This window comes from Achromobacter sp. FW305-C-30-7 (assembly GCF_058783105.1).
This window is the reverse complement of record NZ_JBYSYI010000009.1, coordinates 192,198-206,696: the sequence shown is the minus strand read 5'-3', so window position 1 is coordinate 206,696 and position 14,499 is coordinate 192,198. Positions and strand designations below refer to the sequence as shown.

General features: G+C 65.3%; 12 protein-coding genes. All 12 read right to left on the bottom strand.

Annotated features, from left to right (window positions below; all coding sequences use genetic code 11):
- Positions 1-47: 47 nt before the first annotated feature.
- Complete coding sequence (locus AC3WOB_RS25530) at positions 48-1,259, bottom strand: ABC transporter substrate-binding protein (RefSeq protein WP_013395507.1); 1,212 nt, start codon at positions 1,257-1,259, stop codon at positions 48-50.
- 72 nt (positions 1,260-1,331) lie between these two features.
- The gene (locus AC3WOB_RS25525; RefSeq protein WP_013395508.1) at positions 1,332-2,690 is read right to left on the bottom strand and encodes an MmgE/PrpD family protein; all 1,359 of its coding nucleotides are present in this window, start codon (positions 2,688-2,690) and stop codon (positions 1,332-1,334) included.
- A gap of 43 nt (positions 2,691-2,733) precedes the next feature.
- On the bottom strand, positions 2,734-4,227 hold the full coding sequence (locus AC3WOB_RS25520) for an AMP-binding protein (RefSeq protein ID WP_013395509.1): 1,494 nt from the start codon (positions 4,225-4,227) through the stop codon (positions 2,734-2,736).
- A 73-nt stretch (positions 4,228-4,300) separates the two neighbouring features.
- A complete protein-coding gene (locus AC3WOB_RS25515; RefSeq protein WP_013395510.1) occupies positions 4,301-5,476 on the bottom strand; it encodes an acyl-CoA dehydrogenase family protein in 1,176 nt (391 codons plus the stop codon).
- A gap of 5 nt (positions 5,477-5,481) precedes the next feature.
- Positions 5,482-6,714 carry a dihydrolipoamide acetyltransferase family protein gene (locus AC3WOB_RS25510; RefSeq protein WP_013395511.1) on the bottom strand — a complete coding sequence of 411 codons (1,233 nt, stop codon included), beginning with the start codon at positions 6,712-6,714 and terminating at the stop codon, positions 5,482-5,484.
- 3 nt (positions 6,715-6,717) lie between these two features.
- Entirely contained in the window at positions 6,718-7,503 is a 786-nt protein-coding gene (locus AC3WOB_RS25505; protein ID WP_013395512.1) for an enoyl-CoA hydratase/isomerase family protein, read from the bottom strand.
- Between the two features lie 14 nt (positions 7,504-7,517).
- Complete coding sequence (locus AC3WOB_RS25500) at positions 7,518-8,492, bottom strand: alpha-ketoacid dehydrogenase subunit beta (protein WP_492276555.1); 975 nt, start codon at positions 8,490-8,492, stop codon at positions 7,518-7,520.
- 1 nt (position 8,493) lies between these two features.
- A complete protein-coding gene (locus AC3WOB_RS25495) occupies positions 8,494-9,465 on the bottom strand; it encodes a thiamine pyrophosphate-dependent dehydrogenase E1 component subunit alpha (RefSeq protein WP_041656034.1) in 972 nt (323 codons plus the stop codon).
- Between the two features lie 241 nt (positions 9,466-9,706).
- The gene (locus tag AC3WOB_RS25490; protein WP_492276554.1) at positions 9,707-10,480 is read right to left on the bottom strand and encodes an IclR family transcriptional regulator; all 774 of its coding nucleotides are present in this window, start codon (positions 10,478-10,480) and stop codon (positions 9,707-9,709) included.
- An 85-nt stretch (positions 10,481-10,565) separates the two neighbouring features.
- Positions 10,566-11,342: an enoyl-CoA hydratase/isomerase family protein gene (locus AC3WOB_RS25485; protein ID WP_492276553.1), complete on the bottom strand. Its 777-nt coding sequence runs from the start codon at positions 11,340-11,342 to the stop codon at positions 10,566-10,568.
- Positions 11,339-13,480 (bottom strand): acetate--CoA ligase family protein, encoded by a 2,142-nt coding sequence (locus tag AC3WOB_RS25480; RefSeq protein WP_492276552.1) that lies wholly within the window; start codon positions 13,478-13,480, stop codon positions 11,339-11,341. The genes AC3WOB_RS25485 and AC3WOB_RS25480 overlap by 4 nt, the downstream gene beginning before the upstream one ends.
- Position 13,481: 1 nt before the next feature.
- Positions 13,482-14,483: a tripartite tricarboxylate transporter substrate binding protein gene (locus AC3WOB_RS25475; protein ID WP_013395518.1), complete on the bottom strand. Its 1,002-nt coding sequence runs from the start codon at positions 14,481-14,483 to the stop codon at positions 13,482-13,484.
- Positions 14,484-14,499 lie beyond the last annotated feature (16 nt).

The following is a 14,499-nucleotide window of genomic DNA, read 5'->3' as shown; positions in this document are numbered from 1 at the left end:
ACCCACCCCCCCCCCCCCCCCCCCCCCCCCCCCCCCCCCCGCACCGATTACTGGGCGACCGGCTGCAGCCGGACCTTGTCGTCCTTCTTGACGTACTCGAACACCTTGACGCCGTCCGTCTCGATGCCGTGATGGCGTTCCTTCGAGAAGTTGTAGGTGGTGTTGACGCCCTGGAAGTCCTTGATCGATTCGATCGCCGCGATGATGGCCTTGGGGTCGGTCGAGTTGGCCATCCTGATGCCTTCGAACAGCACGTTCGCGGCGTCGTAGCCGTTGGACACCGAGATCGCCATGAACAGCTGCGGATTCTCGGAATCGTTGCCCCACCAGCGGTCGGCGCCGTACTTCGCCTTATAGGCCTTGGCGAACTCCGCCGCTGCTGGACGCATGGGATTTCCAAACGCACCGATCATCGTGCCCAAGGTGCCCAGCGTCAGTTCACCCGCGCCTTCCTGGTAGGGCTGTCCCAAGGCGCCATTGGATGCCACCAGCGGCACATTCACGTTCAGCCTGGCCATGGTCCGGCGCAGCACGGCCAGGTCCTTGCCCAGACCGATGGCGGCGATCGCGTCGACGTTGGCGCGCTTCAGGCGCGCAACCTGCGCGGTCATGTCCTGAGCGCCCTGGTTGTAGGAATCGGTCGCGACAGGCTTGGCGCCACCGTTCTTGCCTATGGCGGCGGACAGGTAGTCAACGCCCGTCACGCCGTAGGCGGTGCTTTCATGCACGATGCCGATGCGCTTGAAACGCTTGGCCAGGTATTCGCCCATCGCCACGGCCTCGATGTCGTTCTGCAGCGCGAACGAGAACACGTTGGGCCGCGGCTTCTCCCCGGTCTTCTCGCCCGCGTAGGTCACGACAGGTGTCTGCGCGATCGGATTCATGTAGGGCCGGCCGTCGGCCTGGGCCATGTCGATCACGGCTAGCGTCGGACCGCTGCCCGCCGGGCCGATGATGCCGACGATTTCCTTGTTGTCCAGGATGGCGCGCATGTTCTGCACCGCGCGGTCCGGATTCAACTGATCGTCCAGCAGCATCGCGATCTCGATTTTCTTGCCGTTGATGCCGCCCTTCGCGTTCCATTGCTCGACCGCAAGCTCGACGGCGCGGCGGTTGCCCTCGCCGAACTCGCTATAGGGGCCGGTCAGGGCCGACGTCATGCCGATCTTGACCGTATCGGCCGCCAACGCGGTTCCCGAAACCAATGCCGCCACTGCGACCGCCAGCCACGCAGGCGTGGATTTCCTGTACCAGGACATGTTGTCTCCTCCTAGGTTCTTGCACGTTGTAGTGACGCGCTCCGAGGTCGCGGAGCGCCATCCGCCGGCCTCTCAGCGGGCCGTCTGGATCTCTTTGAAAGCGGCGAGGACATCGTCCAGGTCCGCATCCGGCAGCGCAGCCGCGAATCGTTCGATATGGTCATAGGCGCGCTGCGCCACGCCGGTTTCCTCGCCTATGCCGCGGATCAGCGCCGACACCCGCGTCCGGTCATAGCTGTATTCCGTGTGATCCGTGTCCATCCGCACCGCCAGCGGTTCGCCCTCGCCCTCCAGCTCCGCCTCGATACGGCAGGCCAGCAGGCCGAGTGATTCATCGGCGTGCAGCCGGATCCGCGGGATCAGGCCCGCGACCGCCGCATCGTCGAATTCAGCCATGCGCGCGATGGTCGGGGTCCCGTGCAGCAAGGTCGTGGCGACGCAGAACTGCGTGCTCATCAGCGTCCCCGAAATGCTTCGGAACGGCCCCTCCTTGTCCATGCCCGCATAGCCCACGACGGTGGGGTTCAGATACACGCGCAGGGCCTTGAGCGCGCCTGCGCGCGCACCCAGCAGGTCGCGCAGCCGCAGGCTGGCGCGCACCGGCGTCTGGTTGAGCGCGCAGACAGGGTATGGTTTGAAAGTCACCTTAAGCAGTGACCAATCCTTGCCCAAACGGCCGGCAATGGCGTCGACGTCGCACTCCGTCCTGACAAAGGCCCGGGCGAAGCCGGACGCACCCTCGAAGGCTCCGTCCGCGGATGTGGAACCATGGACCGCCAGCGCCGCCGCGGCCAGCCCGTTGCGCCCGGCCATTCCAACCTGATAGCGCCATTCATCGGTGCCGTCGCCGAAGGACTGCAGGATGCCGCCCGTGAACGAGGCCGCGTTGGACAGGGCCGCGGCGGTCCGATCCACGGACAGCCGCCACAGCCGGGCAACCGCGGCCGCGGCGGCGATCGTGCCGTACAGCGGCGAAGCGCGCAGGCCCACTGCCGTCGTGCGGGCCGAATAGGCCGACTCCAGCGCACCGCCGACCTCGTAGCCCGCCACCAGCGCCGGCAAGAAGTCCTCCATGGCGCCCTCGCCCTGCTCCACCAATGCGGTCAAGAGCGGCAGCAGAATGGCGCCGAAATGCGCCACACCGCAGGTGTCTTCCTGGGCCCGCCCGTGGAACAGCGCGGCATTGGCCAGCGCCGCTCCGGCGACGGTGCTGCGACGGCCGCTGCCCAGCAGCGTGGCGCCGCCGGGGCGCACGCCATCCATGGCCAGGACGGCCTGTTCGGCCACGCCAAAGAACGGCGTGGGGTGCGAGCCCAATGCAATGCCGTAGCCATTGAGTACGCAGGCGCGGGCCTTTTCAACCACTGGCTCCGGCAGGTTTCCGACGACAAGGCTCGTCGAGAACGTCGCGAATTTTCTGGCCAGATTCATTTTTTTCCCCTTGTGTTCCTGTGCTGTTCCCGCCGCGGCGGCATCAGGCGTTGTAGCGGTCCCGCAGTACCCGCTTGAGAACCTTTCCCGAAGGATTGCGCGGCAGTTCCTCCACCACTTTCAGCTCCCGCGGCACCTTGAAATTGGCCACGCGCTTGCGGCAGTAGCCGGCCAGTTCTTCCAACGTCAATGTCTGGCCCGGGTTGAGCACCACCACAGCCGTGATGCGTTCGCCCCATTGCTCGTCGTGCACGCCGATGACCGCCGCTTCGGCGATCTGGGGCATTTCGTAAAGCACTGCCTCGACTTCGCTGGAAGCCACGTTCTCCGCACCGGTCAGGATCATGTCCTTGGTCCGGTCGGTGACGAACAGGAATCCTTCCTCGTCCAGGTAGCCCACATCCCCGCTACGCAGCCAGTCGCCGAAGAAAGCTTCGGCGGTTTTCTCAGGCGCGTTCCAGTAGCCCTTGGTGACCTTGGGCCCGCGCACGCAGATCTCCCCCTTCTCGCCGGCGGGTAACCAGCGGCCTTCGTCATCGGCGATACGGATCTCGACGTGCGGCAGCGCGCGCCCGGTGGAGCCGATCTTCTCGATTTCGCGGCCTGGCTCCATGAGGGTGTCGCCGCTGCACGTTTCCGTCATACCGAAGCCGTCGATGAAGCGGCCGCGCGTGAACACGCGAGTGAAGTCGCGTATGCGGGATTCGGGTGTTTTCTCGCCGCCAGCAATACACCAACCAAAGGTATCCAGGGCGTACCGTCCAGGGTTCTGTACGGCCAGCACGCGACTCAGCATGACGGGCGCCATCCAGCCGCAAGTCAGCCGGTGGCGTTCAATGGATGCAAGTACCGCTTCCGGATCGAATTCGCGGTGGACGCAGAGCGTGCCACCTACCCACAACACCGCGATGCCCGGCAGATCGAAGGCCCCGACGTGGTAGAGCGGTCCCACCACCAGCAGACGTTCCTGATGCGTCAGGCCCAGCGCGATCACGTGATCGATCGACTTCCAGTGGATGTTGCCGTAGGTGTGCATCACGCCCTTCGGCCGCGAGGTCGTGCCGGACGTGTACATCAGCCGCAGCAGATCATCCTGCGTCGTGGCGGCCGGCTCCGGAACGGCCAGCCCCGGTTTGCCGAGACGGCGCGAGTCGGCCTGCGCAGCGGCGTCGAGCACCACCTTGGGCACTTCGAGCGCCGCCACCTCCGCGAACTCCTCGTCCACGAACAGCAGCTTGGCGCGGGCGTCGCCAAGGATGTAGCCGGCCTCGGGCGCCGCCAACCGGTAGTTGACCGGCAGGAATATCGCGCCCAGATAGCTGGCGGCGAACGCCAGTTCCAGGAAGGCGGCGCTGTTCTTCATGAAGAGCGCGACCACATCGCCGCGGCCGACGCCATGTGACTGGAGCAGCGCCGCCGCCAGGCGGATGCGTTCATGGAAATCGGCGTAGCTGACCGCTACGTCGCGATAGATGATGGCGGCACGATCGGGCGCGCGCCGGGCGTGGAAGGCGATGGCTGCGCTCAGATTGAACATGGTGGGTCTCCCTTGGATGGCGGCTCGGCGCGGGTGACGACCTGAGCCGGTCCCGCGTCTCGATTCTGGCGCTTCAGTATGACTTCGGCATGCCGAGGTCGTGTATGGCGATGTAGTTCAGGATCATTTCTTCCGACACCGGCGCAAACTTGAACAGTCGCGCGTCGCGCCACAGGCGCTCAACATGGAATTCGCGCGCGTAGCCCATGCCTCCCATGGTCTGCATGCTGCGCTCGATGGCATGGCTGGCGGCTTGCGATCCTATCAGCTTGGCAATGTTCGCCTCGGTGCCATAGGGCAATCCCTGATCGCACAGCGAGGCCGCGTTCAGGTTCATGAGACGGGCGCACTGCAGTTCCGCATGCGATTGCGCCAGTGGAAACTGCAGGCCTTGGTATGCGCTGATGGGCTTGCCGCCAAACACCTTGCGATCGTTCGCATACTGCACCGCCAGACGTTCCGCCAGCCGACCCGCGCCCACCAGACTGGCGGTCGTAACGATACGTTCGGTGTTAAGCACATCCAGCAGTTCGCGAAAGCCCTTGTCGAGCGTGCCCACCAGTTCATGCGGTTCGATGCGCACATTGTCAAAGAACACCGAGCAGGCGCTGAGCGTCTGGGTTCCCACCTTCTCGATGGCCGAATAGGTCAGGCCCTCGCGTTCGACGTCGATGATGAACATGGAAATGCCATCGGTGGGGCGCGCCCCTTCGACCGGTTTGGCAGTGCGCGCCACGACCAGCATTTTTTGCGCCGCGTCGACGGCGGTGATCCAGATCTTGCGTCCGTCCAACCGCCAGCTGCCATCAGGCTGCGCCGCGGCGAAACTCTTCATCGCCAGCGTGTTGGTGCCGGCGTCGGGTTCGGTGAGCGCCATGCAGAAGTTGATCTTGCCGCTGGTCAGCCCGGGCAACAGCTCCCGCTTCATCTGCTCGCTGCCAAATTTGGAGATCGGCACGCCGCCGAAGATGGGATTGATCATGAACAGCTGGCCCAGCGTCGAACCACCGCCGCCTGCGGAAAGCTCCTCCACAATGAGCGCCAGCTCCACCATGCCCAGGCCCGATCCGCCATGCTCCTCGGGCAGGGCCGCGCCCGCCAGGCCGGCTTCGCAGATGGCCTGCCAGCACGCCTGGGGGAAGGCATTCTTGCGGTCCTGCTCATACCAGTAATCCACGCCATACGTTTCACCGATGCGGCGCGCGGTCTCGACGATCAGCTTCTGCTCGTCCGAAAGCGAAAAGTCCATTTGATCTATCCTTGAATAGGGGTGCGCAGCAGCCGGTACGGGTCCTGCAGCAACTCGATGACGTAGTTGAGGAATTTCAGCGCGCCGGCGCCATCGTGCAGCCGGTGGTCCGCCGCCAGCACGAGGCCCATTTCGCGCCGCAAGGCCGGCGCGCCTTGCGCGTCGGGCCGGAACACCTCGCGGATGCTGCCCACGCCCAAGATCGCCGACTGGGGCGGATTGATGATGGGCGTCATGTATGTGACGTTGAACATGCCGGCGTTGGAAATTGAAATGGCCCCGCCGCTCATGTCGTTGCGGGTGGCATTTCCCGATCGCACGCGCTCCAGCAAGGCGTCCGACTGCCGCGCGATGCCATCCAAGGTAGCGCCTGCCAGGCCATGCAACACCGGCGCCATCAGGCCGCGTTCGGTAGTGACCGCCACGCCTATGTCGATGTCCTGGAACTGCACGATGTGGTCGTCGTTCCAGATGCGGTTCTGTTGCGGCAAGGCCGCAAGCGCCCGCGCCACGGCGGCAATGACGAAGTGGTTCAGCGTCAGCCTGGGCGCATCGGGCTGGCCATTCAAGCGGCCGCGCAAGGCCAGCAGTTCGCTGACCTCGGCCTCGGCCGATAGATAGAAGTGCGGAACCTGCTTGGCCTGCGTCATGCGCCGGGCCATGGACTGCACCAGTCCGCTGGCGACGATGCGCTGTCCGCCGTCCATGACAGGAACAGCTTGTTCAGCGGCATTCTCGACCTGTGCGGCCTGCCCCGGTTCGCCCGCCTGACGCACGTCCGCAGCCTTGATGCGCCCGCCCGGCCCGGTACCGCCAACTTTCGCCAGATCCACGTCCAGTTCGCGGGCCAGGCGCCGGGCCAGCGGCGTGGCCACGATCCGACCGCCAGCGGCCGTAGCGGGTTGTACCGGCGTCTGCGCCGCCAGCATGGGCGCAGAAGCGGAGGTTGTCCCGTCCCCGCCTGCTGCATCTGACTCCAGGTCCGACTTCTGGCCCGGTCCGGTCCAACGCGCGACCACGGCGCCCACCGGTACCGTTACACCGGCCGGCACGAGGATCTCGCCGATCAAACCATCCGCCTCGGCCGCGATTTCGCTGGCGACCTTATCCGTTTCCACCACGAACAGCGGATCGCCGGCTTTTACCTGGTCGCCGGCGGCCACGCTCCATTCGATCAGCATGCCCTCGGTCATGGTCAGGCCGAGCTTAGGCATCAGAAGGTCATTCAGCGCGCCCATGGGCTATTGCCCCGCGAAGCGCGCTTCGCGCTTTTCAAGGAACGCGCCGACGCCTTCATGGGCATCGCGCGTGTCCAGCACCAGACCTATCATGGCCTGCTCGTGCGCCAGCGCATTGGCCAGCGGCATATCGGCGCCATCGCGCAGGGTGCGCTTGAGCAGCTTGAGCACCAGCGGCGACTTTCCTGCGATCTGTTCCGCCAGCGCCAGGACCTGCGCCATAAGTTGGTCCTTCGGCACCGCGCGATTGGCCAGGCCGATGCGCACCGCTTCGTCTGCGCTGATGCGCCCGCCGGTAAACATGAGTTCCTTCGCCAGGCAAGGCGCGACTTGCCGGATGATGCGCTGCGTGCCGCCCGCGCCGGGAAACAGGCCCAGGTTGATCTCCGTCAGCGCAATCATGGCGCTGTCGGCCAGGATGCGCAGGTCCATCGCCAGCAACAGTTCGGTGCCGCCGCCGAGCGCCCAGCCATTGACCGCGGCGATCGTGGGTTTGTCGCTGATTTCGATGCGCCGGAATACGCGATGGATATCTTCGGCAAACTCCTGGTAGTGCGCCAGGCCCTGGCGCGAGTTCAGGTCCGCCAGATCGCCCCCGGCCACGAACGATTTTTCCCCCGCGCCGGTAATGACGATGACGCGGCAATCTTCGCGGGCCTCCAATGCGGCGAATGCCCGTTCCAGTTCAATCAAAGTCGGAATATCCAGCGCGTTATGCACCGTGGGGCGGTTTATCGTAATGATGCCCACGCGGTTGCGGACGTCGGTAAGAATGCTGGGTTCGTTCATGCTGTCTCCAGGGATCAGGCGCAAAGCTTGCGCGCCGCGGCGATGACATCGGCCTCTTGGGGCTGATACTGTTCTTCGAGCGCCGGCGCGAAGGGCACCGGAACAAAGGGGGCCGCGACGCGGACGATAGGCGCATCGAGCTCGTCGAAGCCAATATCGGCCATGCGCGCGGCAATCTCTGCGCCCACGCCGAATGCCTCGACCGCTTCGTGCACGATAAGCAGCCGATGGGTGGACTTGATCGAGGCCAACACCTCCTGCTCGTCCCAGGGTTGGATACTGCGCAAGTCCAGCACCTCGGCCTCGATTCCGTCGGCTGCCAGGACCTCGGCGGCCCGCAATGCCTTGTGCACGGTCGCGCCGTAACTGACTATGGTCAGGTCGCGGCCCGGGCGCGCCACACGCGCCTGGCCTAGCGGTATTGGCCCGGCGTTGTCCGCCACTTCGCCCTTGAGGGCGTACAAGGCCTTGTTCTCCACGAACACCACCGGGTCCGGGTCGCGGATCGCCGACTTCAGCAGGCCATAGGCGTCGGCGGGGTTGCTGGGGCACACCACCTTCAATCCAGGGATATGGGCGAACCACGCTTCCAGACATTGGGAATGCTGCGGGCCGGCGCTGATGCCGCCGCCGTGCGGTGTGCGCACCACCAAGGGCACGCTGGCCTGTCCGCCGAACATGAAGCGGGCCTTGGCAGCCTGATTGACCAGCGCGTCCATGGTCAGTGTCATGAAATCCATGAACATGATTTCAAGCACCGGCTTCAAGCCGGACAATGCCGCCCCCACGGCCGCATTGGCCATGGTGGCTTCGGAGATCGGCGTGTCGCGGATGCGGTCCGGACCGAATCGGGCATGCAGCCCGCGGGTCACGCCGAACGGACCGCCGGCTTCGGCTATGTCTTCTCCGAACAGGAATACCGTGGGATCTTCCTCCATGCACTCGGCCAACGCGCGGTTGATGGCATGGGCAAAACGTAGTTCAGCCATCTCAGTTTGCCTCGATAGGGGTGTAGACATCGTTGCAGGCCGCGTGCCAGATCGGTTGGCGGCCCAGCCGCGCGCGCTCCACCGCTCGCTCGACCTGAGCCTGGACCTCGTCGAAAACCTGTTCACGCTGCGCCTTGGTCACCCCTTTCTTGTCCAGCGCCGCTTCGAAGCGCGCCACCGGATCGTGCTCGCCCAAGCCTTCGATCTCTTCCGAAGGGCGGTACTTCTGGGGATCGCCTTCGTAATGGCCACGCCAGCGGTGGGTGATGCATTCCAGTACCCGCGGGCCTTCGCCGGCGCGTATGCTGGCCACGGCAGCGCTTGCGGCCTCGGCGACCCGCAGCACGTCGTTGCCATCGATTTTTTCGTGCGGAATGGAAAACGCGGCCGACAGCTTGTCCAGCGGTGCGACGAACTGCTTATGGGTGGGGGAGAACTCGGCCCAGCCGTTGTTTTCGCAGAGAAACAGCAGCGGCAGGCGCCACAGCGCGGCCAGGTTGAGGCTTTCGTGCAGCACGCCTTCGGCCATGGCGCCGTCACCGAAAAAGGCCACCGCCAGGGAGTCCTTTTTCCTGACCTGATGAGCCAACGCGCTGCCCAGGGCTATCGGTATGCTGGCGCCAACAATGGCATTGGCGCCCAGCATGCCGATGGACAAGTTGGCCACGTGCATGGAGCCGCCGCGGCCCTTGCAGATGCCTTCCTCGCGCGCCATCAGTTCCAGGAAGAACTCTTCGATGTCGATGCCCTTGGCTAACGCGTGCCCATGCCCGCGATGGGTCGAGGCGACGGTATCGTCTGGCCGCAGCACCATGCCCATCGCGGCAGCAACGGCTTCCTGGCCGATGCTCAGGTGGATGAAGCCGGGGACTTCCCCATCCGCGAACAAGCGTCCCAGCCTCAGTTCCGCCAATCGGATGCGCAACATGCGCCGGTACGCGTCCAGCAACTGCTCTTTGTTGGCGCTAGCCACCATTGCCTCCTCGTAACAACCGTTCTCTGGTTCGACGCGGCGTGCTGGCCGCCGCTTCGTTACATATAAGTTATCAGTCGGTTAATTTACTAACCGTACGGTTAGATGAATCATAAGCAAAGGTTCTCGCGAACGTCAATCAGGTTTTTCAGGGAGTCTTGGCCGCGCCCGGACGGACGGCAGCCGCCCTGCCCCTTGCGGTCAAGGAGCAGGGACTTATCGAGGGCAGAGATTCAGAGAATCAGGCGCGGCCGCCGGACAAGGCGCGCGTGATCAGCACGGCGCGGTCGCGCAAGTCCGTCCCCAGGCGTTCCAGGGCGTCGCCCGAAACCTGCGCGCTGAAACCGACCGCGCTGATGGCCATGGCCGGTTTGCCGAACTCGTCGAGCACGGCGGCGGAAACGGTGCTCACGCCCTTCACATAGTTGCCGGCGTCCACCGCATAGCCCTTGTCGCGCGCTTCCCGAACGCCTTCCAGATATTCCTGGAAAGGGGGCTTGTCATCCCACCTCAGGTTATCGAAACGCTGCCGCAATTCCTGGTCGTCCAGGCCTGAATGGGCCGCCATGCAACGGCCCAACGCCGCGATGTACATGGGCAAACGTTGGCCCACGCTCATGTGCACTCGCACGGAACTGTCGGTGTCGGCGCGGTCCACGAGCACCACGCGTTCGTTCGAAGTGCGCTGCCAGAGCGTCGCCGTGACGCCGTGGCCGCGCGCGATGTCACGCAAATGCGGGTGGACCAGTCTCACGTAGGATCCCTGCTCCAGCACGCCCTTGGCCAGCTCGACCAGTCCCAGGGCGATGGAGTACGTCTTGGTGGCTTCATCGAAGGTCACCAGGCCTTCATACACCAACGTCTTGAGGAAGTTGTAGCAAGTGCTGGAATTGAGCTGAAGATCGCGCGCCACCCGGGTGACCCCGACGCCCGAGGGCGCGGCGCTCAGGTAACGCAGGACGCGCAATCCGCCCACGAGGGCGCCCACGAGTTTTTCCGGTTGTTCGGTCGTCATTCTGAAGACAGAGAATTTCTCTGGATAGAAAAGAGCAAAAATTGTGACACAGAGCCCCTGCCCACACAAACCAGACCGGCCCCTGTCAATCGGCGCGCTTGGCGCGCATGCCGGCAAGATAGGCGCGTATTTTTTCCTGCACGCCCGGCCGGCTGAAGTTCTCGTGCATGAGCGGCTCCAGCGCCTCGATACGGCTGATGCCGGGATCGGGCGGCTCCAGCAGCAGGCGCGCATTGCGGGCGATCGACAGGGCTTCCCGGCGCGCCAGGTAGAACGCCAGGCGGTCAGCGGCAAGCCGCTCGAAATCCTCGGCCGGGAGCACATCGGTTACCAGTCCCAGCTCGCGCGCGGGCGCCGCCTCCAGCAGCTGGCCGCTCAGACACAGCTGCCTGGCCCGCGCGGCGCTGATCTTGGTTTCCAGCGCGGCCTGGACCATGACGGGATACATGTTGAAGGCGATTTCCGGACACGCGAGCGTCAGATCGGCCGCGGCGATGACGATATCGGTCATCGCCAGCAGAATGACGCCGGCGCCAGCGGCCTTGCCCCGGGCTAGCGCCAGGATGGGCGCCGGGCAGCGCGCCATGGTTGCCATGAGTTCGCGCAAGCCCTGGCCCTGCGCCTCCAGCAACGCCGGACTGCGGACGAACTCCTCTATATCGCCGCCGGCGCAGAACAGGTAAGGCGAGGCGCTGCGCAGAACGATCAGGCCGATGCCGTCTTGCTGCGCGCTTTCGACCGCGCGCCGCAAGACGGCGAGCATCTCCACGTTCAAGGCGTTGGCCTTGGCGGCCCGGTTCAATATGAGCGTGCGTACGCCATCGGCATCGTGAACCTGGACAAAGTGCGCGGCGTCCGTCATTCGAATCTGCTTACCACGGCATCGAGCACCCAGGCCTGGCTACCGCTCACTGCCAGCGGATTGATCTCGATCTCGGCGAGGTCTGGCCGCATCAGGAATACCTCGCACAAGCACGCGATCTGTCGCGCCAGGGCGGGCAGGTCGACCGCGCCGCGGCCGCGGAATCCTTGCAGCAACCTGGCCGAACGCAAGCTCTCGATCATCTCCTGGATTCGCGACGGATCCAGAGGCAACAGGCGGCTGGCCACGTCGGGGTCCAGTTCCACCTCGACGCCGCCACGGCCCAAGGTCAGCATGGGGCCGAATCTGGCATCGCGGCGCAGCCCCAACAGCAATTCATGATCGAAACGCTGCATGGATTCGAGCAGGATGCCCATCGCCTTGATGCCCCGGTCGCGCGCGATTCCGCGCAGGCGCAGCAGCGCCTCGCGCAACTGCTCATCGTCGGAGATTCCCAGCACCACGCCGCCTATGTCGCTCTTGTGCAGCACCTCATTGGCCTGCAGCTTGGCGACGACCGGATAGGACAAAGGCGCGGGCAGCCCATTGGGCAGGTCGCCGTCCACCAGCACGCCGTCGGGAATGCCGACAACACCGAGTTCGCGCAACAGTCTCTTGCTATCGCACTCCGCCAGGAATATGGTCTGACCGGCCGGCGCCATGGCGCATGGGCGTTCCGGCAGCGCAGGCGCCGTCAGCGCCGCGTGGCGCAGCCCGTTCAGGCGCACCGCGGCGCCCAGGGCCGCGACCGCTGGCGGGATATCGCGGAACACGGGGATTCGCGCCTGCTCCAGCACAGTCACCGACTCTTCCTTGGCGCCGATCCAGATCACGAAGATGGGCCGATGGGTACGCTGGCGAGCCTGGGCGATGGCGTCGGTGAACGCCGTCGCGATGCTGTGCATCAGGCCAACGAACAGCACGATGGCGTCGTTGCCCGGATCGCGCGCCACGGCTTCCAGCGCCCGCGAAATACTGGCCGTGTCCTGCACGACATTACCCGTCAGATCCAGCGGATTGGCCGCCTTGACGAAGGAAGGCAGCACCGGCGCCAGCGCCTCAGCTGTCTGCGGTGCCAGGGCGGGCAGTTCGAGCCCCCAGCGTTCGGCTTCATCGGCGATGAGCACGCCCGCACCACCCGACACGGACATGACAGCCAGGCGCTTGCCTTGCGGCACGCTATCGAACAGGAACAGCCGGGCCACGTCCATCATCTGGCCCAGCGAATCCACGCGCAAGGCGCCGTGCTGGCGCAGGCAGGCGTCATACAGCGTGTCATCGCCGGCCAGTGCGCCTGTATGCGAAGCGGCCGCCGCAGCGCCCGCGCGCGAGCGGCCGGCCTTGATCGCTATGACAGGCTTGCCAGCGGCCGCGGCGCGCAGCAGGGCCCGCCGGAACGCCTCGGCATCCCTGATGTCTTCGACGTAGAGACCGATGACGCGCGTCAGCGGATCGTCGGCCAGATACGCAACGGCCGCGGCCGCATCCATATCGCACTCATTGCCGGTCGTGATCCATTTGCTGAATCCCAAGCCCGACCGCAGGCAGATATCCATCCAATATGCGCCCAGCGCCCCGCTCTGGCTGACGAAGGCGAAACCGCCCTGCTTGATCGGCGTCTCCTCCAGGGCGGTGGTAAAGGAAGCGATGAGTCCGGTGGCGCTATTGGCCACGCCCAGGCAGTTGGGGCCGAGCACCGTGACGCCTTTGGCGCGCGCAAGTTCGCCCAGCCGTTGCTGCAGCGCGGCGCCCTCCTCGCTCGTTTCGGAAAAGCCCGACGAGAACACCACGAACGCCTTGACGCCCGCCGCCACACCCTCGCGAATCACATCCTCGACCAGCGCCGCCGGCGTACCGACAATGGCCAGATCCACAGGCTCGCCTATCGCGGCCAGCGAGGGATAGCTCTTGAGGCCCTGCACTTGGTCGCGTGTAGGGTTGACCGGAAACAGCTTGCCCACGAAGCCGCGCGACAACATGTAGGCCAAGGGGCGGCCCGCGATCTTGCCCGGGTCGGCGGAAGCCCCCACGATGGCCACGCTGCGCGCCTCCAACACGCCTGCCGCACGCGCGGCCCCCTCCGGCGCCAGCGGCATGGCGGTCGCGGCGCCGCCGGCGATAGTCACGTCATCCGTCATTTCAGTTCGCATCGATGCCTGCCGTCTTGATGACCTGGGCCCAGCGCTTCATCTCGCTGTCCAGGAACTCGCTGAAAGCCTGCGGCGCAGAGGCGACCGGAATGACGCCCTGCCCGAGCAGGCGCTTGCGCACCACGGGATCTTCGAACTCCGCCCGCACCGCTCCCTGCAGCTTTTCGACGATACCCTTGGGCACGCCGGCCGGGGCAACCAGACCCAGCCAGGTGTTGCCGTTGAAACCCGGCAAGCCCGACTCATTCAGCGTGGGATAGTCTGGATAGGCCGGCGACCGCTCCAGGCCGGTAATGGCGATCAGCTTCAGCTTCCCCGACTTTACATAGGGTTCGGCCGAAAGCGCGTCGACGAACATGACCGACAGCGAACCGCCGAGCAGGTCCGTCAGTGCCTGGGCGCTGCCCCGGTAGGGCACATGCACCAGCTTGATGCCAGCCGCCTGTTGCAGCAATTCACCGGACAGATGGTTGGATTGCCCGACCCCTGCGGACCCGTAGGTCAGGGTACTCGGCTTGGCCTTCGCCAGCGCGATGAATTCCTTCAGATTGGACGCTGGAATCGACGGATTGGCGACCAGGAAGTTGGTCAGCTCCACCATCTGCGTAATGTTGCTGAAGCCGCGCGCCGTGTCGTACTGCAGCTTGGCGTACATGCTGGGGTTGATTGCGTGGCTGGTCGCCACCGCCCCCAGGGTGTAGCCGTCACCCGGCGCGCGGGCCACCGCCTGCGTACCGATGGTGCCGCCGCCGCCCGGCAGGTTCTTGACCACCGCGGGCTGGCCCAGGCGCTCGATTCCGTGCGCGGCAGTGCGCGCGATAGTGTCCAGAATGCCGCCGGCCGAAGAGGCCACGATCACCTCGATCGGCTTGGACGGGTAAGCAGGCTCGGAGGCCGCCGCACCTGAGCCCAGGGCCATAAAGGCAGCCACGGCGGCGCTGGCCACCCGCGATGAGAATGAGGATTGAAGTAGAGGTCTTCCGGTCTTCATATTGTCTCCTTTATTC